Source organism: Oceanospirillum sp. (assembly GCF_982874595.1).
Genome location: NZ_CEYNZH010000032.1, coordinates 13,492 through 37,423, shown reverse-complemented (window position 1 = coordinate 37,423; position 23,932 = coordinate 13,492). Strand labels below are relative to the sequence as shown.

The 23,932-nt window shown below is 49.7% G+C and carries 22 protein-coding genes; 12 read left to right on the top strand and 10 right to left on the bottom strand.

Annotated features, from left to right (window positions below; genetic code table 11):
* Positions 1–324 precede the first annotated feature (324 nt).
* From AC4GL5_RS12870 to dsbD, 4 genes are all read right to left on the bottom strand, one after another.
* Positions 325–981: a hypothetical protein gene (locus tag AC4GL5_RS12870; protein ID WP_490383197.1), complete on the bottom strand. Its 657-nt coding sequence runs from the start codon at positions 979–981 to the stop codon at positions 325–327.
* A gap of 236 nt (positions 982–1,217) precedes the next feature.
* On the bottom strand, positions 1,218–2,636 hold the full coding sequence (locus tag AC4GL5_RS12865; RefSeq protein WP_490383196.1) for an ATP-binding protein: 1,419 nt from the start codon (positions 2,634–2,636) through the stop codon (positions 1,218–1,220).
* A 2-nt stretch (positions 2,637–2,638) separates the two neighbouring features.
* Entirely contained in the window at positions 2,639–3,304 is a 666-nt protein-coding gene (locus AC4GL5_RS12860; RefSeq protein ID WP_490383195.1) for a response regulator, read from the bottom strand.
* Between the two features lie 27 nt (positions 3,305–3,331).
* A complete protein-coding gene (gene dsbD, locus AC4GL5_RS12855) occupies positions 3,332–5,170 on the bottom strand; it encodes a protein-disulfide reductase DsbD (RefSeq protein ID WP_490383194.1) in 1,839 nt (612 codons plus the stop codon).
* A gap of 161 nt (positions 5,171–5,331) precedes the next feature.
* On the opposite strand from dsbD, the gene AC4GL5_RS12850 reads away from it, so the two are divergent.
* The 4 genes from AC4GL5_RS12850 (at position 5,332) to AC4GL5_RS12835 (ending at position 8,577) form a co-directional block, all read left to right on the top strand.
* Entirely contained in the window at positions 5,332–5,856 is a 525-nt protein-coding gene (locus tag AC4GL5_RS12850; protein ID WP_490383193.1) for a TlpA family protein disulfide reductase, read from the top strand.
* Between the two features lie 11 nt (positions 5,857–5,867).
* Complete coding sequence (locus AC4GL5_RS12845) at positions 5,868–6,089, top strand: DUF4266 domain-containing protein (protein WP_490383192.1); 222 nt, start codon at positions 5,868–5,870, stop codon at positions 6,087–6,089.
* Positions 6,076–7,413, top strand: coding sequence for a DUF3570 domain-containing protein (locus AC4GL5_RS12840; protein WP_490383191.1), 1,338 nt, complete (start codon positions 6,076–6,078; stop codon positions 7,411–7,413). Before AC4GL5_RS12845 ends, AC4GL5_RS12840 begins: the two co-directional genes overlap by 14 nt.
* A gap of 198 nt (positions 7,414–7,611) precedes the next feature.
* A complete protein-coding gene (locus tag AC4GL5_RS12835; RefSeq protein ID WP_490383190.1) occupies positions 7,612–8,577 on the top strand; it encodes an FAD:protein FMN transferase in 966 nt (321 codons plus the stop codon).
* On the opposite strand, the gene AC4GL5_RS12830 is transcribed toward AC4GL5_RS12835, so the two are convergent.
* Positions 8,574–9,440: a putative RNA methyltransferase gene (locus tag AC4GL5_RS12830; RefSeq protein ID WP_490383189.1), complete on the bottom strand. Its 867-nt coding sequence runs from the start codon at positions 9,438–9,440 to the stop codon at positions 8,574–8,576. The genes AC4GL5_RS12835 and AC4GL5_RS12830 overlap by 4 nt on opposite strands.
* A gap of 330 nt (positions 9,441–9,770) precedes the next feature.
* On the opposite strand from AC4GL5_RS12830, the gene AC4GL5_RS12825 reads away from it, so the two are divergent.
* On the top strand, positions 9,771–10,136 hold the full coding sequence (locus tag AC4GL5_RS12825; protein WP_490383188.1) for a DUF2750 domain-containing protein: 366 nt from the start codon (positions 9,771–9,773) through the stop codon (positions 10,134–10,136).
* Positions 10,137–10,271: 135 nt separating this feature from the next.
* Positions 10,272–10,559, top strand: coding sequence for a CBU_0592 family membrane protein (locus tag AC4GL5_RS12820; RefSeq protein WP_490383187.1), 288 nt, complete (start codon positions 10,272–10,274; stop codon positions 10,557–10,559).
* 25 nt (positions 10,560–10,584) lie between these two features.
* On the opposite strand, the gene holA is transcribed toward AC4GL5_RS12820, so the two are convergent.
* The 3 genes from holA to leuS all read right to left on the bottom strand — a co-directional run bounded on the left by holA (position 10,585) and on the right by leuS (position 14,796).
* Positions 10,585–11,616 (bottom strand): DNA polymerase III subunit delta, encoded by a 1,032-nt coding sequence (gene holA / locus AC4GL5_RS12815; RefSeq protein ID WP_490383186.1) that lies wholly within the window; start codon positions 11,614–11,616, stop codon positions 10,585–10,587.
* A complete protein-coding gene (locus tag AC4GL5_RS12810) occupies positions 11,613–12,152 on the bottom strand; it encodes an LPS-assembly lipoprotein LptE (protein ID WP_490383185.1) in 540 nt (179 codons plus the stop codon). The genes holA and AC4GL5_RS12810 overlap by 4 nt, the downstream gene beginning before the upstream one ends.
* Positions 12,153–12,345: 193 nt before the next feature.
* Entirely contained in the window at positions 12,346–14,796 is a 2,451-nt protein-coding gene (leuS, locus tag AC4GL5_RS12805) for a leucine--tRNA ligase (protein ID WP_490383184.1), read from the bottom strand.
* A gap of 378 nt (positions 14,797–15,174) precedes the next feature.
* Here leuS and AC4GL5_RS12800 point away from each other — a divergent pair, with 378 nt between their 5' ends.
* The 6 genes from AC4GL5_RS12800 (at position 15,175) to ptuB (ending at position 20,617) form a co-directional block, all read left to right on the top strand.
* Complete coding sequence (locus AC4GL5_RS12800) at positions 15,175–15,726, top strand: zinc ribbon-containing protein (RefSeq protein ID WP_490383183.1); 552 nt, start codon at positions 15,175–15,177, stop codon at positions 15,724–15,726.
* Positions 15,727–15,997: 271 nt separating this feature from the next.
* Positions 15,998–16,705: a tRNA (adenosine(37)-N6)-threonylcarbamoyltransferase complex dimerization subunit type 1 TsaB gene (gene tsaB, locus AC4GL5_RS12795; protein ID WP_490383182.1), complete on the top strand. Its 708-nt coding sequence runs from the start codon at positions 15,998–16,000 to the stop codon at positions 16,703–16,705.
* A 108-nt stretch (positions 16,706–16,813) separates the two neighbouring features.
* Positions 16,814–17,611 carry an undecaprenyl-diphosphate phosphatase gene (locus AC4GL5_RS12790; RefSeq protein WP_490383181.1) on the top strand — a complete coding sequence of 266 codons (798 nt, stop codon included), beginning with the start codon at positions 16,814–16,816 and terminating at the stop codon, positions 17,609–17,611.
* 20 nt (positions 17,612–17,631) lie between these two features.
* Positions 17,632–18,480 carry a class I SAM-dependent methyltransferase gene (locus AC4GL5_RS12785; RefSeq protein ID WP_490383180.1) on the top strand — a complete coding sequence of 283 codons (849 nt, stop codon included), beginning with the start codon at positions 17,632–17,634 and terminating at the stop codon, positions 18,478–18,480.
* Positions 18,481–18,549: 69 nt separating this feature from the next.
* Positions 18,550–19,983 carry an AAA family ATPase gene (locus tag AC4GL5_RS12780; protein ID WP_490383179.1) on the top strand — a complete coding sequence of 478 codons (1,434 nt, stop codon included), beginning with the start codon at positions 18,550–18,552 and terminating at the stop codon, positions 19,981–19,983.
* Positions 19,976–20,617, top strand: a complete 642-nt coding sequence (gene ptuB / locus AC4GL5_RS12775) for a retron Ec78 anti-phage system effector HNH endonuclease PtuB (RefSeq protein ID WP_490383178.1) — start codon at positions 19,976–19,978, stop codon at positions 20,615–20,617. Before AC4GL5_RS12780 ends, ptuB begins: the two co-directional genes overlap by 8 nt.
* Before the next feature lie 84 nt (positions 20,618–20,701).
* On the opposite strand, the gene gvpU is transcribed toward ptuB, so the two are convergent.
* Both gvpU and plsB read right to left on the bottom strand, forming a co-directional pair.
* Entirely contained in the window at positions 20,702–21,121 is a 420-nt protein-coding gene (gene gvpU / locus AC4GL5_RS12770; RefSeq protein WP_490383177.1) for a gas vesicle accessory protein GvpU, read from the bottom strand.
* A 187-nt stretch (positions 21,122–21,308) separates the two neighbouring features.
* Positions 21,309–23,840, bottom strand: a complete 2,532-nt coding sequence (plsB, locus tag AC4GL5_RS12765) for a glycerol-3-phosphate 1-O-acyltransferase PlsB (RefSeq protein ID WP_490383176.1) — start codon at positions 23,838–23,840, stop codon at positions 21,309–21,311.
* Positions 23,841–23,932: the final 92 nt, after the last annotated feature.

The following is a 23,932-nucleotide window of genomic DNA, read 5'->3' as shown; positions in this document are numbered from 1 at the left end:
CGATGGTAGTGTGGGGCCTCCCCATGTGAGAGTAGGACATCGTCAAGCGCCTTATCTGAAAACCCCGTCTCTTATGAGACGGGGTTTTTTTATGCCTGGGGGATTTAGGCTTAGGGCTTAGAGCTTAGAGCTTAGAGCTTAGGACGTAAAGTGGGCCACTGAATGATGAAGAGGCTGGTCTAGGTGCTGGGGATGGATAAGATACGGGCTTGGACAAGGTATAAGCAACGATAGCGGTTCGAAAGTGATACGCCTGAGCCACCAACCTCTTCTCGGTTATTCTAAGGCGGTGAGTGAAAGGGGATCGCTAATAGCGCAGGTTTCTTAACGCCGGTTTTTCGATGTACTTAGAACATCTAGGGATATGCCTATATCATGCTTAAATTCCATTGATATCCGAGTCGTTTGAGTTGTTTGCTCGTATTGCTCGAGAGCAGATTGAAGTCTCGTGCTGTTGAGACTTTCATGTTTATTCACCAGTTGTGTCGGAGCGTTAGCCATGGGGGTTGCACTGCTACTTACGCCATGATTGGATTGCGAAATCTGATAACTGAAACTAGCAACTGTGTTCACATTTTTTATTTGCTGCAATACTTCTGGCGTTTCATCAAGCAGTCTTTGAATTTTATCTTTGTCAGGGTGCTCGCCAACAAAGGGAATGCCGGTATAGGGATGGATATTGATACGAATGGGTTCGGCAGTATTAATGCCAGCTTTCATGAACAGAGAATCCATGTTGGAAAACAGGTGGCTAGCCATCATCTGAACCTGTTTCCAGTTGGGTTCGTCATCGGAAAAGTTGATACTAAGCTCTTTGGCAGTGTCTGAAATGACGACCTCAGGTCGATCAGCCTGAAGCTCGTGACGCCCATTCTGCGTCTCTTTATCAGGGTTGACCGTTTCTGTGTCAGAGGCTTTCGGTCTGGCTCCTGAGGTTAACAGGGATAAGCCCAAGGTTTGGCTAATAACCTGACCTATCATGATCTCTTTTCTCCGCCAATCTGATGCATTTCAATTGCTTAGTTAACAAGTACTTTCAATTTGTTACAAAGCAAAAGAGATGCCAGATTTGCCCAAGTAAAGGTTACCTAGGTCTTTGGCTGCTAACCTATTAATAAATAAGCACTTTTGAATGCCGGTTGGTAAACGTGCGGTTACTTTGGGTAAAAAAAATATGCGATTAATGCGATGTCTGAAGGCATAAGCTTGCCGGTTGATCAGTGCTGATAGTTAACAACGTGTTTAGGCAGTATCACTTTTACGCAAAGACCTGAGATTGGATTTGGTCTAAGAGTAATGCATCCTGAGTGACGTTCAGCGATTCTTGTGACGATTGAGAGTCCAAGACCCGCACCCGCTTCGTTTCCGTCGCGAAAGAAACGCTCAGTCGCCCTGCTTAAGTTTTCTGGTGAGATACCTGGCCCACGATCAGAAACACTCATAATGAAATTGTTGTCATCTTGTTCAAGGGAAACATCAATACTCTCCCTTTCAGGGGAAAACTTTACTGCATTGCTGATAAGGTTTTGCAGGATAATTTCTAATGCTCCGTCTTCGAGTTTTGTGTTCCATTCAAGCTTTTCGTCAGCATCCAGGCTGAGTTCAATCTCTTTTTCCCAGGCTAGAGGTGTCAGTTCCGCTAGCGTGTTTCGACAGCTTTCGAGTAGATCTGTAGTTTTTTTATTGGACGCCGCTGTGTCAGGATCCAGCCTTGCCATGGTTAATAATTGAGAGACAATTCGAGTAGCACGGTTAACACCAAGATCTAACTCTTTAAGCGCACGGGTTCTTTCCTGATCAGACTCAGTGTTCAATGCGTTATCTGCGTGAATTTTAAGGACAGCCAAGGGTGTTCTTAATTCGTGAGCTGCATCGGCAATAAATCGCTGCTCACGGGCGATCATTGTTTCTGTTTCATTTAATAGCCTGTTGAGCGCGTGTTGTATCGGCTCTAATTCAGATGGCGGGGATTCCAGTTTGACGGGTTTCAGATTGCTGGGGGCTTTATCCTTGATCTGATTGGTCAGTTCTTTTAAGGGGGTAAGTCCCCAGCCGATGGCGAGCCAAATCATTAATGCCAGTATTGGTATGCCGATCAGTTCCGGAATCAGAGTTTGTAAAACTACCTTCTCTACAAGTTCTCCTCTGACATCTTCCCGCTCAGCGACAATGACAATAAAAGGGTAGTTATTCGAATGAGTTTTCAGAGTGAAGGTTTGCCAGTTATAACCCTTAAAAAAAGTACGGCCAAAACCCGGTTTTAATTCATGGGGTTGAATTTCAGGGCCATTTGTGGAGTGCATTATTAATTGGTGGCCATGCCAGACCTGATAAGCAATTTTACTTTCATATTTATGACCTCCACCACCACTGCCTGCTTCTAATAACAGGGCATTCTCGAATGCTTTCTGAAGTCTGATCTCTTCTGTGTTACTGAGCTCTGTCTCATGAATGCCAAGCACAAGAGCCTGAAGAATTCTTGCGCTTTGAGCCAGACGAGCATCAAAAATTTCTTCAATTTCATGGCTGGCATCTTTGAAGCTCGCGAGCCCTATAAGGCCGCTCATGATTATCAGCAGAAAAAGGACGAGGAACAGAATGCGTTTTCGAATCGATTTCAGTGGCAGACTAAGCAAAATCAGTTACCTTCCTTATCAATTACGTATCCGATGCCTCTCAGGGTTCGGATAAGCTTAGGGAAGAGTTTTTTACGTAAATGATGAATATGTACCTCCATCGCATTACTCTCGACATCTTCATCCCAGCCATAAAGCATCTGCTGTAGTTTGTCCCGGGTGAACACATGTCCAGGCTGACTCATCATCTCATAGAGCAAGGTATACTCACGGCGTGTCAGTGCGACGGTATTGCCATCATATAGCACCTGTTGACTGGATGGATCGATCTCGATGCCTCTCAGGTTGATTGTTGGTTGAGCTCTGCCGGAACTACGGCGCAGCAAGGCACGAATGCGGGCCTTTAACTCTGTCATATCAAAGGGTTTGATAAGATAATCATCAGCTCCGCTATCCAGCCCATCTATTCTGTCCTGGACCGCATCCCGTGCCGTCAGAATCAGGATAGGTGTGTCTTTACCCTGAGCTCTGACCTGCTTCAGAACGGATATACCATCCAGCCTGGGTAAACCCAGGTCCAATATAACCATATCAAAATGGTCAGTTTCGAGAGCCTGCAGTGCCTGAAGGCCATCGGTCAACCAATCTGTGGTATAGCCTTCAGGCTTAAGTGCTTGCTGCAAACCTGACCCTAAGCCCGGATCATCTTCTACCAGTAGAACACGCATCTCAGTTCCTTAACTTAAAAAATAAGCTTACAGAAGCTTGTTTACCTGACTGATAAACTGTTGTGGTCCCAGCTCGCCTTGTACTCTGGCTGAGATAAGTTCTTGCCCATTCTTTTTATAAAAGAGCAAACTCGGTGGGCCAAAGAGTCCGTGCTGTTGCAGAAAAGCGCTCTGTTCAGGGGTATTGTCTGTCATATTCAGCTGAATAAAGGTTACCTTTTCTCCAAGGTCGCGAACCTCTGGTCTGCTGAAGACTTCTCGCTCCATCACCTTACAGCTGGCACACCAGTCAGCGTACAGGTCGATAACGACCGGGTAGCCTGCTGTTGAAGCTTCGCGCATAGCGGTTTCCATGGCGGAGATAGAAGCATAACGAACAAACAAGGGCTTTTCCTGTTTTGCTCCAGATTGAGCAGGAGCAGAAACGAATGCCAGAGGCTTTAAAGGGTCATCATGTCCTGCAAGGCCTGCCAGAAGCAGACTGATCCCATAAACCATCAGAGCAATGGAAAGTCCACGACGGGTTTTCCCCCAGCTGCTAAGTGATTCGGATTGCCCGAAATTACCGAGGTGCGCAGCATAAACAATTGCCAGCAGTGACCATAAAAGGATACTTACATTGCCAGGAAGCAGCCGGCTAAGAAGGCTGATCGCAACACCTAATAACAGAACACCGAAGAATGCCTTAACTTCCAGCATCCAGCCCCCGGCTCTGGGTAGCCACTTTCCGCCGCCAGCTCCAACCAGAATGAGGGGTACACCCATGCCAAGACTTAGTGCAAACAAAGATGCACCGCCCAATAAAGCATCCCCAGTGGTACTGATATAAACCAGTGCCCCCGCTAATGGCGCTGAGACACAAGGTGATACCACCAGAGCTGATATCAACCCCATCAGTGCTACACCGGCGTACTTTCCACCACTGCTGTTCTGTCCCATGCGATCCAGACGATCACGCAGGAATGAAGGTAGCTGGAGTTCATAGAAACCGAACATTGCCATTGCCAGTGCAGCAAAAAGGGCTGAGAAAAGGATCAGAGCTGTTGGGCTTTGTAAGGAAGCCTGAAGGTTCATTTTTGCACCAAAATAACCGACAAGAACGCCTGCTAAGGTATACGTCAGAGACATACCCAGCACATAGGCTGTCGATAAGCCGATACCACGACGCAGCGTGATATTCGTACCCTGACCCGCAATGATACCCGCCAGAATAGGGATCATAGGTAAAACACAGGGTGTAAAGGTCAAACCTAAGCCCAGTACAAAAAAGGTGAGTACGACCCAGTACCCTTCGGCATTCGCCAGCATAGCCGCAATTGCGCCTGCATCTTCTTCAACGGCTAAAGCTTGATTAGCGGTAGGTGCAGGTTGACTGCTCTCAGATACTTTTGCGTTTGAGGCTGTTTTGGTAGCGGATTGTACATCCAGTGTTTTTCTTTGCGGTGGATAGCAGAGACCATTTTCAGAACAGCCCTGATAACTCAGCATTAACTGATTGGTTACTGGTAGGGCTTCTATATCCAGCTGGTGATGAAAAATCTGAACCAGTCCAAAATTCGGATCGTTTTTCTCTTCAGACTGAGTCAGAAAGGCGACATCAGTTAATGGTTGCTTGTTTGTATCAGTTAGTTTTAAGCGTTTCTGATACAGGTAATAACCATCAGCGATATCCCAGTGTAGCTTTACAGTTCCGTCACTTAACTGTTCAAAATCAAACTGAAATGCCTGTTCAGGTGGAAGGAATTCTTCCTGGTCTGAAGATGCAGCCACAGCATTAAGGCTCAGACTGGTCGTGAGAACGATCAGTATTAACGCTGCCAGATGCTTTAATCCGGCTCCAAAGCTGGAGTCTTTATTATGAGACATGAGTGTGTCCTCGCTAATCCCTTGAGATGTTGACGCTATCTTCGGATAGGAAACTTAAGGTTTGCTTAAGCAACAGCGTTGCATACTTAAGAAAATCTTAAGTTTTCTAAGGGAAGATGCTCATCAGTCGATGACCAATCGAGGAATCAGGGAGTCCGGATATGTCTTTTCTATTTAAAAAACAGCTCTTAGCCGCAGGTTTATCCTTAACGGTTTTAAGCACGCAGGTTTTGGCTTCAGAGCTGCAACCTGTTCAGCAAGCACAATTGGCACCTATGACGCAGGTAAGTCTTCCCGATGTTAAAGGTGGTGCAGCGTCTCTTTCTGACTTTAAAGGAAAGGTCGTTCTGGTTGATTTCTGGGCTTCCTGGTGTGGGCCCTGCCGGCAGTCATTTCCCTGGATGAATAAACTTCAGCAACAATACCAGGCAGAAGGACTGGAGGTTGTTGCGATCAATCTTGATCAGGATGTCGAGCTGGCGAGTGAGTTTCTTCAAGATGTTCCCGCCCAATTTACCGTTCTTCTGGATACCGATGCTCAGCTGCCGGGAGAATATGGTGTCATGGGGATGCCATCAAGCTACCTGATTGACCGGAACGGCAAGATCCGGGCTCAGCATATTGGTTTTCATAGTGATCGGGTTAAGGACTACGAAGACACCATTAAAGCGCTACTGGCTGAATGAGGCGAATGACGATGACGAAAGTAATGCTTATATCGGCCCTGATGAGCGGCCTGCTGCTTTCAGGCTGTTCTGATCTGGGGGTTAAGCCCTGGGAGCGTGATGTTCTTGCCAAAGAAGAGATGCAGCTGATTTCTGATCCTGTTGAAGCGGGACTGGATGATCATATCTATTTCAGTAAAGAAGCGACCAGTGGCGGACGCGGATTTGGAGGTGGCGGCTGTGGCTGTAACTAAACACAATAAAATCGTCCAAAATGATCGGGCGCTGAAAGCGATGTTAGCATCTGCGGGCTGTGCATTATTGGCAGGTCTTACCACTCAGGCTCAGGCTGCTGAGCTGGATAACTGGGATTTTGATACCGCAGCGTTGATCTATGCGGAAGGGGATAGTCGCGTCAGTGCTTTTGAGCCAGTGATCAGCGCGACACGAAACTATGATAGTGAAACTAAGCTGAATCTGAAGTTTGCTTTCGATACTCTGACCGGTGCTTCGCCAAACGGTGCGACACCTTCTGATCAGGCGCAAACCTTTGCACGTCCATCCGGTAAGGGAAGCTATACAACAGAGGCCGGTGATCAGCCTCTTGATGATACTTTCCGTGATTCACGTGCAGCGTTCTCCGCAAGCTGGTCTGCCCCCATCAATAGAGATTGGGCCTACAGTGCCGGTGGCTATCTGTCTTCTGAGCATGATTACCAGTCCTTGGGAGCTAACGGTACCCTTTCGCGTTACCTGAATCAGAAGAATACGACGTTGACCTTTGGGCTTAATCTGTCGGCTGATAGTCTGAACCCGGAAGGTGGCTTGCCGGTTGGTCTGAGCCGTGCTCCTGTACCTGGTAGCGGTACTTTCAGTACTGATCTGAGCAACAGTCGTGACGGTTCGTCGGATGATAAGCAGGTTATCGATGTTGTACTTGGACTTACTCAGGTTATCGACCGTAAAACACTGATGCAGTTTAATTACTCATTGAGCTCCAGTTCCGGTTATCTGAATGATCCCTACAAAATTGTTTCAGTGATTGATGACAATGCCGGAGCGAATTACGGCGGTAACTTTGTAAAAGATGGCGCCAATCTTTATCTCTACGAGAAGCGTCCGGACTCGCGCCTGAAGCACGCACTTTTCTGGCAGGGCAAACACCAGCTGGATAACGGTGATATTGTCGACCTGAGCTACCGCTTTATGTTCGATGACTGGGGTGTGGACTCTCATACGGTTGATCTGAAATATCGTTGGGATCTGGGCAAGCACTATATTGAGCCGCAGTTGCGCTGGTATACCCAAAGTGCCGCTGATTTCTATAAACGCTATATAACATCCAGCGACTACCAGTCTTTGGACGAAGTCAGCGCTGACTATCGATTGGGTGATCTTGATACCTATACTCTGGGTTTCCGTTATGGCTACCGAATGAGTCAGGATTCGGAACTGTATACCCGCGTCGCTTTTTATCAGCAAAGCAATTCTGGTGATAGTGGATTCGGCAAGCTGAAAGATCAGGAACTCTATCCTGATACAACGGCTACCATGGTGACTGTCGGTTATCGTTTCTGATTCGCGGACCAGAACGACGAACTCCCTGATATAAGGTGATTCCCGGAGTGAATCACTTTATTTTCGGGGAGTTTTATTGTTTTTAGTCGTTATACTTTTTTCACAGATGTATTTTGTAAAAAGCCTTCCTGGTTTAATGTCTTTATCTTATGAATTGTTAATCTTGCCGACACCGCTGTTGGCAAAGCGGGTAATGGAATGACCGGAAATATTCAGCAACTCCCCCTTTATCATGCATCTCATCCCAAACCTGAAATGTCGTTTCAGCAGGGCTTTTTTCAGGTCTCATTTCAGGCGATGGCCAGTGATTGTGAGCTGCTGATCGATCTGCCTGAAGACCGTATCGGAATGGTTAAGCATCTGGCGGATATTGCGATACGTGAAGTCTGGCGGATTGAACAGAAATACAGTCGCTACCTGCAGGAAAATACCTTTAGCCGAATTCATCAGCACTCCGGTCACTGGCAGGAGATTGATGAAGAAACGTACCGTTTGCTGGAGTTTGCTGATCAGGGCTGGCAGATTTCTGATGGCCTTTTCGACCTGACTTCAGGTGTGCTGAGAAGGGTTTGGTCTTTTAATGGTGGCGATCAGCTACCGGAGGCTTTAGCTGTTAAAGCGTTACTGGCGGATATCGGCTGGTCAAAACTGGATTATCGAACGGTCGGTAATAAGGCTGAGTTGCTTCTGCCTGAGGGCATGGAGCTGGATTTTGGCGGAATCGGTAAAGAGTATGCGGTTGATCGCGCTCTGGGACTTATGCTGGCAGAGGCTCAGGCTGATGGAACACCGCTCTCTGTGTTGGTTAACCTGGGCGGAGATATGGCCTGTAGTGGCCTGAGACAAAATGGAGAAAGCTGGAAGGTAGCGATTGAGCGACCGGATAGCGAAGAAAGTTCTCTGGCTTTGTTAAGCCTTTCCGGAGGCGGGTTAGCGACCTCTGGGGATAGTAGGCGTTTTCTGCTGAAAGATGGCTTGCGTTACAGTCATGTGCTGAATCCTAAAACCGGATGGCCGATTCAGAATGCCCCACGCTCCATTACCGTAGCAGCCCCAAGCTGTGTTCAGAGTGGGTTAATTGCCACTCTGGCTTTGCTTCAGGGAGATAGGGCAGAAGATTTTCTCAGACAGACCGGTCTGCGTTACTGGTTGGTGACCGCCTAAGGTTTATATTCCAGTACCCGAAAGACGACATGAGCGGTCAGATCAAGTTTTTCCAGCTGCTGGGCGCTTTGTTTACCTTCATAGTTGGCACGATAAAGATGAGGGGTCATCACCAAAAGATCCTGAACCTGCTCTTTATTGAGCGCGGCAGGCCGGAACTCAAGCTGTTGCTGGTCGATCAGGCTGAAACCGGCTTCCCCTATGCCTTTAAGTTCCGGCACGTCTTTACGGTGGACCTCTTTATAGATGATTTCACGGAGTTCTATCAGGTGATCGACACCAGACTCCGCCAGAATCACCTTGCCACCGGGTTTCAGCACCTTGGCAAACCACTCAGGCTGCCAGAAGCCAAACATGCAGATAATCAGATCCACAGAAGCGGGCTCAACAGGTAACTGGGCATTGGTGCCAACAATCCAGGTGATTGGCAGCTGATATTTGGTCGCGGCCTGTACGCCCCATTTGGAGATATCCACACCCAGCAATTCAACCTGTTGCTGTTCTGCGAGATTATTTTCCGTAGCTAATCGGCTCAGGTAGTAGCCTTCACCACAACCGGCATCCAGAAGGGTCACAGACTTGTTACCGGACAGATTCAGTTGTTGGCTAACCAGTTGATTCAGTTTATCCGATATGGGTTGGTACAGCCCTGCTTGCAGGAATCGCTGACGGGCCTGAATCATCTCTTTGCTGTCACCCGGGTCTTTTGACTTCTTTTTCTGTACCGGTAACAGGTTTACGTAGCCCTGTTTGGCGATATCGAAGCTGTGGCCTGACGGGCATTTAAGGGTTCGTTCTTCCAGTGTCAGGGGTTGCTGATCCAGTGGACAGATAAGATGTGCTGAGGAGGTGAATTTTGCCATGGTCAGATGCTTCGTTTAATAAAATGCTTCGGAAATTGATAACGGGTTCGTACATGCCGAACTGTAGGTTAAGAGCGCGCCATCTTGCGGTTTACAGCTGGTAGGGTCAAGGTGTGAAGAGAAAATTGTATCTTTGCCTGGGAAATTTTAGTTTTTAGTAAAAATTGATCTATCTTAGATAGCAATTCCCGTTGGCCGTGATAATCTGGCAGCCCTGAATGTGGTAGTGATTGTTTGCACCCGGACCGCCCAAATAGTGAACCTTGTCGTTCGTGTGTTACTGATAAACAGTCATATTGCTTCTAACTGATTTAATTTGGTGATCCTACTATGACACGCCTGACTGATAATATTGATGACAACTACTCGCTCTTTATTGAAGAGATCCGTTTCAACGGGGAGCTTTGGGGTATTGAGTCTGAGGATGGCTGGGTTGTGGTCGACTCTCAGGAGTTCGAGGATACCGACGTGATCCCTTTCTGGTCTGACAAAGAAGATGCTGAAGCTCATTGTGTTGAGGAGTGGGCGGACTACCAGATCAGTAAGGTTGAGATTGAAGACTTTGTGCAGGAATGGCTGCCAGAGCTGGATAACGATGGCGTGTTGGTTGGTGCTAATTGGAACGCCGAGCTTGAAGGTCTTGAAATTGAGCCGCTGCAGCTGGCCGAAGCGCTGGCCGGTGTCGACGCCGACTGATTCGGCAATGATGTAGCACTTGGCTTGCAATCCCATCAAGCCTCCGATATAACGTGTAAAAGCCTCCTGACGCATAAGCGTAGGGAGGCTTTTTTTTCGGCCTGTCATTTATGACAGCAGCAGAGGCAAAAAGTGATGAGTTATACGTGGTTTGATCTGGTCGGTAATATCGGTGTTTTTCTGGTGGTGCTGGCATTTTATCTTTTGCAGACAGAGCGTCTTAACAACCGGGATATCCGTTACTCCCTGTTGAATCTGGTTGGCGCGATTTTGTTGCTGACTTCCCTGTTATTCAACTGGAACCTGTCTTCGGTCATTATTGAGTTGTTCTGGATCGGAATCAGCCTGATCGGTATCTTCAAACATCTGACCCGGAAGAGCGGTGGTGCTAATAGCGTTCAAAAGTCACAGGAAGCAATCTGAGTAAGTCTTTGCAGTTAAATTGATCTCAGAGTACATTCAGTCCGCTGAACTTCAGACATAGCTGGCTCAGAATAGGCCAGCTTTTACCCTTCTCGATACCCTTGATTCTCTGGTCCACTTGTTCGGCCATCAGAATCAGTTGATGCAGTTGTTTTCCGCTGTGGGCTTTGATCGCTTTCTGATAGACCGGCTTACGCTTGTCCCAGATTCTCAGGTCACGACAGATACGATCAAACGACTGTCCCTGATCGACTCTGTGTTTCAGGTTGATAAGCTGGCGCAACTCTCTGGTAATACCCCAAAGAATAATGGGCGGTTCCAAGCCCTCGCCCTGGAGTCCTGTCAGGATACGGCTGGTGCGAACCGGATCTCCGGCCAGCAGGGCATCGGTCAGATTGAAAACATCATAGCGGGAGCTGTCATGTACAGCGGCCAGAATCGCCTGATCATCCAGTTGGCTCTGATCCGGATACGCCAGTCTTAGTTTCTGAATCTCCTGATCACAGGCCAGAAGGTTTCCTTCAACCCGCTGTGCGAGCAGAGCAACTGCTTCGGGCGTGGGATGGAAACCCACAGCCCGCAGGCGATGGGTGATCCATCCGGGCAGGCGTTGTTGATCTAACGGCCAGACAGGGACAAAGATACCGACAGCATCCAACGCTTTAAACCACTTGCTGTTGGTGGATGAGCCTTCCAGTTTGCCGGAGATGATCATCAGAGTGTTATCGCTTTGACCGCGATTATCCGAGATCTCCTGTGCATAAGCCTGCAGCGCCTGACTGCCTTCCTGACCGGGTTTACCGCTAGGAATATGCAGTTCAATCAGTTTATGGCTGGAGAATAAGCTCATGCTGGCATTGGCTTCCAGCAACGTAGACCAGCTGAAACTGTTATCCACATGGTGGACTTCCCGTTCTTCGGCTCCGGCCTGACGCACGGCAGCGCGAACGGCATCGGAGGCTTCGCGCATCTGAAGGGGCTCATCACCAGCAATCAGATAGATCGGCTTAAGGCCAGACTTAAGCTGATCATTCAGCTTATCGGCGAAAACCTTCATGGTTGCTGGCTGCCGGTAACCTCTTTGGTCACCGGAAGCGTGATGCGACTTAACTGGCGGGCGACACGGCTGGCCAGATCTCGCTCCATGTCAAAGCGAAGTGATGCCAGATCGCTGGCTTCACTGTAAAGGCTGTCGCTACTGGTATAGCTGCGACTGGCTTTGAGCGTGCTTTGCGGTGCAACCGGTTTGCCTTCTGCGTTCAGCAGTTGGAAATCGACTTCGGCATAGAGGTCGTAGCTGCTTGAGCCGGAGGTAAAGGTGGTTTGCTGTTTCTGGTGGCGTACCTGACTCAGCCAAAGATGCCAGCGAGCACCCTCTTTGCCTTTCAGGAGCACAACATCGCCCTGAGTGAGCTGAGTCGCCAGGGTGTTATAAAAAACAGAGGATTGTTCAGAGAGGTAAAGTGGCGAGAGCTCAGCCGGAAAACCGGCTGTCCCTCGCAGCTGAAAGCCGCAGCCACTGACGAGAATTGCCAGTAAAACTGCGCCTAACCACTTAAAACTAGACAAGGTGTTTGTCTTTTGCAACTTCATCTGACTTCCGTTTGCTAAGTTAAGGCCGATTTGGGGGCATTAACGTATGATTCTTTGATCTGGGTTGTTATTACACATTCATTAGTAAGCTAATTAACTAATGAATTCTTAACAGTAGATAGTAGTAGACCTGCAAAAACAGGCACGGTTTCCACCGTGCCTGTTTTCGGGTAGCGAATAAGTCCGTTAAGGATTAGTTCGCTACAATGTTGACCAGTTTGCCCGGAACTATGATCACCTTACGGATGGTGACGCCTTCCAGGAACTTAGTCACTTTCTCGTCAGCTTTTGCCAGTTCTTCAATGGCATCTTTTGGTGCGTCGGCAGCCACTTCGATCTTGCTGCGCACTTTGCCATTCACCTGAACCACCATCTGGATAGAGTCACGGGCCAGAGCGTCCTGATCCACAACCGGCCAGCTCGCATCGATGACCGCATCTTCATGGCCCAGCATCTGCCACAGCGTGTGGGCAATATGCGGCACCATCGGTGACAGCATGAGGACGCAGGCTTCAATCGCTTCGTGCTGAACAGCACGCATCTCAGCGCTGTCGTCATTCACTTTGGTGATGGCGTTGGTCAGTTCCATAACAGCCGCAATAGCGGTGTTAAAGGTCAGACGGCGTTCCATATCATCACTGATTTTAGCGATGGTTTCGTGGGTCTTACGACGCAGCTCTTTCTGCTTGTCGTTCAGAGCAGCAGGGTTCAGCTCAGGGGCAGGACCTGCTTCAACGTGGCCTTGTACCATTTTCCAAAGACGCTTCAGGAAGCGGTTGGCACCTTCCACACCGGAATCAGACCATTCCAGCGATTGCTCAGGCGGTGCTGCGAACATGATAAACAGACGCACGGTATCAGCGCCGTATTTCTGGATCAGTTCCTGCGGGTCAACGGTGTTGCCCTTGGACTTGGACATCTTGCTGCCATCTTTCAGCACCATGCCCTGAGTCAGCAGGCGCTGGAACGGCTCGTCAGAGTTCACCAGACCTTCGTCACGCAGCAGCTTGTGATAGAAGCGGCTGTACAGCAGGTGCAGAATGGCGTGCTCGATACCACCGATGTAGTGGTTTACCGGTGTCCAGTAATCCGCTTCAGAATCCAGCATCGCTTCGCTCTGGTTACGGCAGGCGTAACGGGCGTAGTACCAGGAGGATTCCATAAAGGTGTCGAAGGTATCGGTTTCACGGGTTGCCGCACCGCCACACTTAGGACAGGTGGTTTCATAGAATTCCGGCATCTTCTTGATCGGAGAACCCACGCCGTCAAAGTCCACATCTTCCGGCAGCACAACCGGCAGCTGGTCTTCCGGCACTGGTACGTCACCACAGCTGTCACAGCTGATCATAGGGATTGGCGCACCCCAGTAACGCTGACGGGAGACACCCCAATCGCGCAGACGGTAGTTGATGGTGATCTTACCTTTACCTGCACTTTCGAGTTTGGCTGCGATGGCATCAAAGGCGGCTTCAAAGTCCAGACCGTCAAACTCACCGGAGTTAATCAGTTTGCCTTTCTCGGTATACGCTTCTTTGGATAGGTCGACGTCATCACCTTCTGCCCCAGCGATCACCTGCTCAATCGGCAGGTCATATTTGGTCGCAAACTCCCAGTCACGCTGATCGTGACCCGGAACCGCCATAACAGCACCTGAACCGTAATCCATCAGTACGAAGTTGGCGACCATTACCGGCACTTCACGGCCGGTTAGAGGATGCAGGGCAGTAAAGCCGGTAGCCATACCCTTCTTCTCCATGGTTGCCATGTCAGCTTCAGCAACCTTGGTGTGTTTGCACTCTTCAACGAACGCCGCCAGTTCGGCATTGTTCTGTGCGGCTTCCAGCGACAGCGGGTGCTGGGCAGCAACGGCAACATAAGTGGCACCCATCAGGGTATCCGGGCGGGTGGTGAACACTTCCAGTTCTTCGGAACGGTCTTTCAGACCGAAACGCAGTTCAACACCCCGGGATTTGCCGATCCAGTTACGCTGCATGGTTTTGACCTGCTCAGGCCAGTCCACCTTGTCCAGATCGTCCAGCAGCTGATCCGCGTAATCGGTAATCTTCAGGAACCACTGAGGAATCTCACGACGCTCAACTTCAGTGTCACAACGCCAGCAGCAACCATCAATAACCTGCTCGTTAGCCAGAACCGTCATATCGTGCGGGCACCAGTTCACGGCTGAGGTCTTTTTATAAACCAGACCTTTTTCGAACAGACGAGTGAAGAACCACTGCTCCCAGCGATAGTATTCCGGATGACAGGTCGCTATTTCGCGATCCCAGTCATAAGCAAAGCCCAGCTGTTTTAGCTGGTCTCGCATGTAATCGATGTTTTCGTAGGTCCATTTTGCTGGCGCTACGTTGTTTTTAATGGCAGCGTTTTCTGCAGGCAGACCAAACGCATCCCAGCCCATCGGCTGTAGAACATTTTTGCCACGCAGTCGCTGATAACGGGATAGTACATCACCAATGGTGTAGTTACGCACGTGCCCCATGTGTAGCTTGCCACTTGGGTACGGGAACATCGACAGGCAGTAGAATTTCTCGCGGTTTGCGTCTTCTACGGCTTTGAAACACTGATTCTTTTCCCAGAAAGCCTGCGCTTCCTGTTCGATTTTGTGGGGAGTGTACTGAACGTCCATTATCGCTTGATTACCTTGCCAGTTCCGGGGGGCCGGAAGGGTTAACAAATTGGGTCAGATCTGCTGTCTTTGGATGATCAGACAGCTGCGTCAGGTGCTTATGGGCCTAACGCTGGCGTTAAACACTCAATTCTACCTTACAGACTGCCTGACAGGTAGGGGCAGGCGGGATAAAAAGGCAGATAAAGGTTCGGACGAAACCGGTATCCTTCAGCCCCAAGACTGACGATGGATAAGTAACAGTTAATTTTTACTGATTTCGGTTCGTGACACAGGCTTCGTGATGGTAAATACTCAAGGATAACAAGATGATGAGTGCCACCGAATTGAGACGTTCAGTGCATTCTTAGACCTGTTTTACCCGATCAAGGAGACGTTATGTCAGATCAATCAAACGAAAATCGTCCGGACAGTAATGAAAAACTGGCCCGTCACTATGACAACGCTCTGACCCGAATCGAAAAGCGCCTGGCTGAGGCTGAGCATAATACTCTGGACACGCTGCAAAAAGAGATCCGCGATGCGGTTGAGTTTGAGCAGGACTTTGAGCGTTTGACCAAGGATGAAGTGGCACTTCTGACGACCTGGCTTAACCGGGATCTGCAGGATCTTGGGCACTTTGTCAGTTCAACCGGTCGCGGTCTGGGCGAATGGCTGAACATTGATCTTTCCGCGTTGGAATTATCTCTGTCCCGAGCGTTGCAATCGGTTGCCGACAAAACCCGGATTGATCAACTGGAACTGGAGCAAAAGCTGGAAAGTGACCCAGGCACCTATATCGAAGGTGAACTGGCGACAGCAGGTACTTTCAGTTGTACGGAATGCGACAAGATGGTGGTTGTGACCCATACCCGTCCGATTGAGCGCTGTCATCGTTGTGATAACCACATCTTCCACCGGGTCAGTCAGTTTCACGGTGCAAAAGAGTAACCCTTGCAAGCGCGACTGTGATATAGCCGACCTCTTCAACCCTGCCCGTTATCGTGCAGGGTTGTTTTGTTTCAGGGGACTGGCCTCAGGTTCAGGGCTGATTATAAGGCTTCGATCAGGTTTACGGTGTTTTTAAAATGAGTCGCATCAGGATGATTGAAGGTCTGCTCTGATGGGTTATACACACCTCTGTCAGGTTGAATTCTTAAGAATTCGTTCTGTTGAGCTGAAATGCGTATAATCGCTTTTTTTGTTTCTAGGCAGACGACCGATGGCACGTATTCTTTCACTAGACACTTCCACAGAAGCTTGTTCAGTAGCCCTTAAACTGGATGACGAAGTGCTGGAGAACTTTCAGCTTCAGCCCCGCAAACATACCCAGTTGCTGTTACCCATGGTGGAAGAGATTCTGTCTGAGGCCGGCGTTAAGCTGCAACAGCTGGATGCTATCGCTTTTGCCAATGGTCCCGGTTCTTTTACCGGTCTGCGGATTGCTACTGGTGTAACACAGGGGTTGGCCTTTGGTGCGGACCTGCCGGTGATTCCGGTCACCACTCTGGAAACCATGGCGTTCACGTTATTCCGCGAGCGCTATGCCCATTACATTATCTCCTCCCTCGATGCCCGCATGGGCGAAGTCTACTGGGCCGCGTATCACTGGAACGGCAATGGCTTTGATTGTGTGGCCCAGCCTGAGGTGATTGCTCCGGATCAGGTGTCGCTGGTCAACCCGGTTGAGGATGCCGATTGGGTTGGTGCCGGTAATGGTTGGCAGCTATTGGATCAGTTCTCTCCGGTTATGCAGGGGCTGGTACAGCAAACCTACCCGGAACTTTTGCCTCAGGCCGGTGATATTGCCCGTTTGGCCGAGTTGTACTGGCAGCAAGGGAAAACCGTTTCTGCAGAGGACGCGATACCTGTCTATCTGAGGGATAACGTAGCCTTCAAAAAGGGCGAAGGCCCGCATCAGGTGAAATAAACCTCGCTGTAAGTTGAGCACTTAATAAACCCTTAAGCCGAAGCTGGCAGGCTTCGGTTTTTGTTTTTGTCTCGCATAGAGGCTTTTTGTTTAAAAGGAAAGACCATCGTGGATTGGTTTCAGGTGACATTTCTGGCTCTTGTTCAGGGGCTGACAGAGTTTCTTCCGGTCTCAAGTTCTGCGCATCTTATTCTTCCTGCACAGATCTTCGGCTGGGCGGATCAGGGGTTGGCCTTTGATGTCGCGGTTCATGTGGGAACCCTGCTGGCCGTCATGTTCTACTTCTACAAAGATATTCGCAAGATGCTTCTGGCCTGGCTGGCCAGCGTTTTTAAGCGTCAGCATTCGCAGGATAGTTTTATGGCCTGGTCGGTAATTCTGGCGACGATTCCGGCAGGCTTAGCGGGCATTTTGTTGAATGACTTTATCGAAGGTGATCTGCGTTCATCGTTGGTGATTGCGATCACGACATTAGTATTCGGGGCTTTGCTCTGGTGGGCTGATGTGAAAGGTCGTCGCAACCGTGGTGAGGATGATTTCACCATGAAGGATGCGATCTTTATCGGTCTGGCGCAGGCGTTGGCGTTGGTTCCGGGAACGTCACGTTCCGGTATCACCATCACTGCCGCATTGATGCTGGGGCTGACCCGGCAGGCGGCAGCGCGTTTTAGTTTTCTGCTCTCGATTCCCCTGATTATGGCGGCGGGTCTGCTGAAAGGTGCTGAGCTTTATCAGACCGGCACAGAAGCCCAGATCAGCCATACCCTGATCGGTGGTGTGATCGCCTTTGGGGCTGCTCTTGCCTGTATCCATCTGTTCCTGCGTTTGCTGGACCGGATCGGTATGCTGCCCTTTGTCATCTATCGTCTGTTTTTGGGTGTTATCCTGCTGGCGTTGTTCGTTTAAGGTCAACTGGTTGTTCTGTTATGACTGACTCTGCTCCCTCGTCTGAACTTGCGACAGCTACACCGCTGTATCTTTGTCCCCGGAATGATCGCCATCAGGCTCATGCCGAAGCTTTGCTGGTAACGCTAAAGGCGAATCTTCCGGTGCATCTGATGGTTTCCATTGCCGCTGAGCTGCCCCGCGAGGCTGGCGCTTTGGTGCTTTATATTGATGATCAGGGACTCTCCCTGGGTGAGACGGGTAAGAAAGCCCCAAAACCGATACAGGTTGATTTTGTCGGTGGTAAAGCCGCGCACCGTCGGCAGTATGGTGGCGGAAAAAGTCAGCTGATCGCCAAAGCGGTGGGTCTTAAAACCGGTGTTAAGCCCCGGGTTCTGGATGCGACAGCGGGTCTGGGTGGCGATGCCTTTGTGCTGGCGGGCTTAGGCTGCGAGATGCTGATGATGGAGCGTCATCCGGTGGTGGCTGCTTTGCTGCAGGATGGACTGGAGCGTGCTCTGTCAGATCCGGACGCCGCTGAGGTCACGTCCCGCATGACGCTGGTGCCCGGTAACTCTACCGAGAGCATGGCAGATGCCATTGGCGATACTGGTTTCTCACCTCAGGTGATTTATCTGGATCCTATGTTTCCGGCTCGTGAGAAAAGCGCATCGGTCAAAAAAGAGATGAAGCTGTTTCACCAGCTGGTAGGCTTTGATACTGATGAGGCCGACTTACTGGCGACTGCTTTGGAACTTGCCACCCATCGGGTTGTGGTGAAACGCCCCCGCAAAGCACCCGCTATTGAAGGTGTTGCTCCGACCTATGTGCTGGAAGGAAAATCCAGCCGCTACGATATCTATGCCAAGCGTAAGTTGGATGATGAGTGAAGCTTGGACATTTTTTCGTATAGTATTCAGAAATATTGTTAATTCGCTTTCTGACCGTTGAGTCCGTCTATGAAAATAAAAGAGATTGAAATCACCAATTTTCGTTGTTTTGGGCAGCTTCGGCTTAAGCTGCACCCTGAACTGACGGTACTTACTGCAGTCAATGGTGGCGGTAAAACTACTTTACTGGATGCGCTTCGTGTGGCTCTCTGGCCCTTTGTGAAAGGCTTTGATCTGGGCAGTCAGACCGGAAAATCAGCAACGGTTCAGATTGAAGATGTACGTATCGCCAGGGTTGGGCAGAGTATGGAGGCGCAGCTGCCATCAAAGGTTCAAGCAGAAGGTTTCTGGACGACAGAAGATAATCGGCCAAGATCCTGGCTGCAGCAGCGCGAAAGCATTAAACCCCGCACCAATACCAAAGCGCTGACACAGACAAAATCCCTTACGGCATACGCCAAAGAGCTGCAGCAGGATGTTCGTCAGGGGGGCAGTGTGAGTTCTGAAGAACTCAGTTTGCCGCTTATTGTTTATCTGGGAACAGGGCGGCTCTGGTATCAGGGGCGGTATAACTCCGAAGTTGAAGATGCGGAGCCGGATCTGAACAGTCAGTCCCGGCTGTGGGCATATCAGAACTGTCTGACCGCAACATCCAGTTATAAGCAGTTTGAAAAGTGGTTTGGCGATATTTTTAAAAGTTATCGTGAGCTGCAGATTGCGGAGCTGGAAGGAGAAACAGCAGACCCCCAGCTGCTTAACAGTTTTAAAAGTGCGATTGAGACGGTACAGACCGCGATTAATGCTCTGACGGAAGAGGAAACCGGCTGGCGCAATCTGCAGTACCGCTCCAGCCAGAACCAGCAGCTGGTGATGGAACACCCTGAACAGGGGTTTGTTCCGTTAAGTCAGCTCAGCGATGGGTTGCGCAATATTGTTGTTATGGTCAGTGATATTGCTTTTCGCTGCTACAAACTGAATCCGCATCTGGGGGCAGATGCCGCTCGTGAGACCCCCGGTGTTGCTCTGATCGATGAAGTGGATATGTTTTTGCACCCATCCTGGCAGCAGCGGATTATTGCCGCGTTGCGTCAGGCGTTTCCCCGGATTCAGTTTGTGGTAACCACGCACAGCCCGCAGGTACTGTCGACCGTGCCAGCGGAGTCGATCCGTATTTTATCTGCTGAGGGAGTGGAAACCCCTTTGCAGCAGAGTAAAGGCGTTGCCAGTAACCTTGTTATGGCTGATGTTCAGCATGTGGATGCGGTTCCGGACCTGCCGGAAGCACACTGGTTGCAGCGTTATAAAGCCTTGTTAAGCCAGACACAGCTCAGCCCCGAGCAGGCGGAGGAGAAAGGCCGGTTAGCCGTTAATATTGAGCGGCACTTTGGTCTACACCACCCGGAATGGCTTGAATGTCAGCGCCTGGAGCGACTGATGCAGATGAAGGCAAAAGCAGCCGCAAAAATAGCAGAAAAACAGGTATCCGGAAGTCGCAATGCATAAGCTGGTCCGGCTACAGGCTCCTTCGTGTTTGAAGCGCTACAAGCACGGCAGAGATCGCTGGAGTCTTGTGACAGACAGCGATAAGGCGGAAATCTGGCAGCAGCTCCACGCCATGCAACAGCACAGATGTGCGTATTGTGAAGCGATGATTGACAGTACGCCGGGGCAGGGAAATGCTCATATTGAGCATTTCCGTCAGCGCGATCGCTATCCGCAGGGAACTTATGACTGGAGCAATATTTTTGGTTCCTGTAACCGTAAAAAATCCTGCGGCAAGTACAAGGATGACCAGCGGTATCAGCCGGAACATCTGCTGAAAATGGATCAGGATGATCCGGAAGCTTTTTTGCGTTTTATTTCTGATGGTAGCGTATATCCGCGAGAAGCGCTGTCTGCGCATAGCCGACACAGGGCTGAAGAAACCATTCGTGTTTTTAACCTTAATAATGGTTCTTTGCGCCAGAGCCGCAGTAGCCACCTTAAAGGCTACAGGCAAACCGCTGAAGAGCTTGCGGAACTGGCACTGCAGCTGGAGCTGGAGGATTGGCTTGAGCTGTTAAATGATGAGCTGGAAGAGGTTGCAGGTTTGCCCTTTGAAACTGCTATTCGTCATCTGTTGCAGTTTAATATCTGATACCGATTGTGTTCATAAAAAACGGTAAGCACTTACTTAAAAGTGACTTCCCGTTTTTTGTGGTAAGAATCAAACCGTCAGGTTTTAATCTTCAACTACTTCAGCATTCAGTGTACCCAGAATAAAACCGCTGACTTCTGAGATGCGGCCACGCCACCACATACCACGGTTATTCGGGATTGGTGCGCCGTTGGTGTTGAAGAAACGCGCATCCTGCAGGTGGATAAAGCTTGCGCCATTATCTTCGGTTGCTTCCTGACCATCATACAGGCTGGCGTATTTATCAAACGCCTGGCGAATATTTTCCAGTGCTTCTTTATTGCCGAAAGCAACGGATGTTTCTGAGATAAACTCACCGGAGAAACCATCAAAGTATTTGCGGCCATTTACGATATGACCGGATACCAAAAAGCCATCCATTTGCAGGGTAATACCGATTTCGATGTCACTGTTGTTAACGGTATTTACCAGATTTTCCAAAAACCAGTCTTTGTTCTGACTCATATTTATTTCCTGTGATTGACTCATTTATCGTCATCCTGATTGGTGGGTTCCGTCCTGAAACAGAGCCTGAGCTGGCGCCTCAAAAACGGTAAGCCGAGCTGATGCTAACACAGGGGTTTATGAAAAAAACCCGCTCTGTGTCAGCTTAATGTTTCACCCTGTAAGCCCTTTGTTGAACAGACGTTGGTTATTCCTCCTGTTCTTGCTGAGACAGTTTGGGTTGATGTGTCAGCAAGCGGATACTGTGTCTTAAGGCCGGGTCGAATAAAGCACGGCACTGTACGGAGAACCATTCCAGATTCTGCCCAAAAATCAGGCGACCATTCTCTGATGTCTGCAGATAATTCAGCTCTAATAGCAACTCTGTCAGCTGACGGAACAGTGGCTTGTGCGAGTATTCCGGTGCATTCAGACCGTGGAGAATGGACAGACGTTGAGCAAGCACCTGGCATTCGTTTTCCAGTGCCTCTGCGGTAAAGCTGCCACTACCAAAGTGCAGCAGCAGAGCTACCATCAGATAGCCCCGTTCAAGACTTGGCTGAATAGGGCGTGCCATCAGCGCCAGAAGAGCGCCTTGTTCCTGATAGGGACTGATTCTGACCAGATGCTCGCCATCATCCACTAGAACATTCTGATCGATAAAGACACGCACTATGGCATCGACCTGATGGTTCAGGTTTTCACCCTGCCAGGGTAGATAGAGCTCTTTGCTGACGAAAGGGTAGAGCACGGTGATCAGTTCATACAGCTGCTTGCGGGTGTATTGGCTCTGCTGGTTAAAGCAGAAAGCGATCAGTGACGGTAGGGCGAACAGGTGCAGAATATTGTTGCGATACCAGGTCATTAGCAAAGCCTGCTGCTCATTCAGCTGTAACAGATCTCCGTAGGTGTGCGGCAGTCGGGTAATCAGTTCCAGTTTTTCAGCTTCGGCGATCAGCTGCTCTGTGGTCTGCTGGTTTACCGGCGCGCTGCCTGCATGGCGCAGCTGGTTGTGTAGTTTTTGGCAGAAGTGAATAAAGTGGCTCAGACTGCTGGATTCCAGCGTCAGGCTGGGAGCGGTTAAAAGGCCAAGGGCACACAGATTTGCCCCGTTCAGGGTTGCGCTGTTATTGATGCCGGTGGCGACTTGTCTGGAGAGCACACTAACGGCATTCGGTAACCACTCGGGTTTATCATCAATGCCGTTAACATCGGCTTGCTGCCAGCCCGGAAGGGTGCGGTCTAATGTTTTTTTCAGGTCAATCGGATCACCAAAGGCAAGGCTGACTTTGCCGAAATGTTCCTTCAGGGTTTTAGCGGCTTTGAGTAACCCCAGTATTGACTCTCCTTTTTTCGCTTTGCCTCGCAGTTCTCCCAGATAGGTGCGGCCTTCGACTACCTTCTCATAGCCGATGTAAACCGGAATCAACCGGATCTGTCGATGCGGGTTTCTCAGATAGCCCTGAATGGTCATCGATAACATACCGGGTTTGGGCTGTAGGGTTCGCCCTGTGCGGCTTCGCCCCCCCTCAACAAAGTATTCTGTTGAATAACCTTTGTTCAGCAACAGAAAGAGATATTCAGAAAAGACGGCCGCATAGAGAGGGTTGTCCCGAAAGCTGCGACGGATAAAGAAGGCACCGCCACGGCGTAGCAGGGAGCCGATCACAGGCAAATTCAGGTTGATACCCGCTGCCACATGTGGCGGTGTCAGCCCGTGGTTGTAGAGGGCATAAGAGAGTAGCAGGTAATCCATATGGCTTCTGTGGCAGGGAACGTAAACTACGGTGTTGTGTTTGGCGGTTTCCTGAACCTGCTCAATACCGTGAATCTGTACTCCATCATAGAGCCGATTCCAGAGCCAGCTCAGTAATACATCAAACATTTTTTGTGTGCCGTAGGAAACATTAGCCACAATTTCATCTGCGTATTTTTCAGCTTTGTCCCGGGCTTTCTGGCTACTTATTGATGCCTGGCCCTCAGATACTTGCGTAGCCTCACGGATAGCGGTCTGAATACGGGGGCTGCGTATCAGTTGGCGAATCAGTTGTTTGCGATCCGGTAATTCCGGGCCTGTGACACCGATTCGGGTCTGGCGGAAATGCACCCGCAGAAGACGTGCGGTTTTACGGACATGCTGATTGATCAGGGTGGACTCAGGGCTGGTGGCGATCAGCTCCCTCAGGGAAACCGGTTCAGCAAAATGCACCAGCGTATGACGGCCGTGGATCAGGATATTTTTCAGACGTTGCAGACTCTGACGTAGCCATCCACGCTGATCAGAAAAACGATTCAGCCAGTGCGTTTCAAGTCCCGGCGCGCGGCCCCAGAATATGGTGACCGGCACCAGACGAATATCCTCTTCCGGATGTTCCAGCAGGTAAGCCATCATGCGAACCAGACGGGGTGAAACCTGATGCTCTGCTAACCCCTTGAGACCGTATTGAGTGTTATGAAGGGCGATATAACGGGCGTTTTCTTCAAGTGTGCTACTAGCCTGTTCAGACCAAGGAAGATTATAGCGTCGGGTTATGTGGCTCAATAGCAGACGATCTGTCAGACTTTTATTGCCTAAGGCGTAACAATAGTGACCTTCGGTTTCAGGCAGTGACGGAAGGTTACGATGAAAACTGATGCGGATAAAGAGTAGCATCAGACGTTCAGCCAGCACCATCAGTATCCTTAGAATACGATGTCTGAGTCGGTCTGCTCGTTGTCGGACGCGGGCCGGATAGATCATGTGGGCTGTTCCTTTGTTTTTTTATTTTATGCTGATACCTGCACCTAGCTTAGAACGCATTATAACTGATTGACCTTTCAGGGTTTAATTGT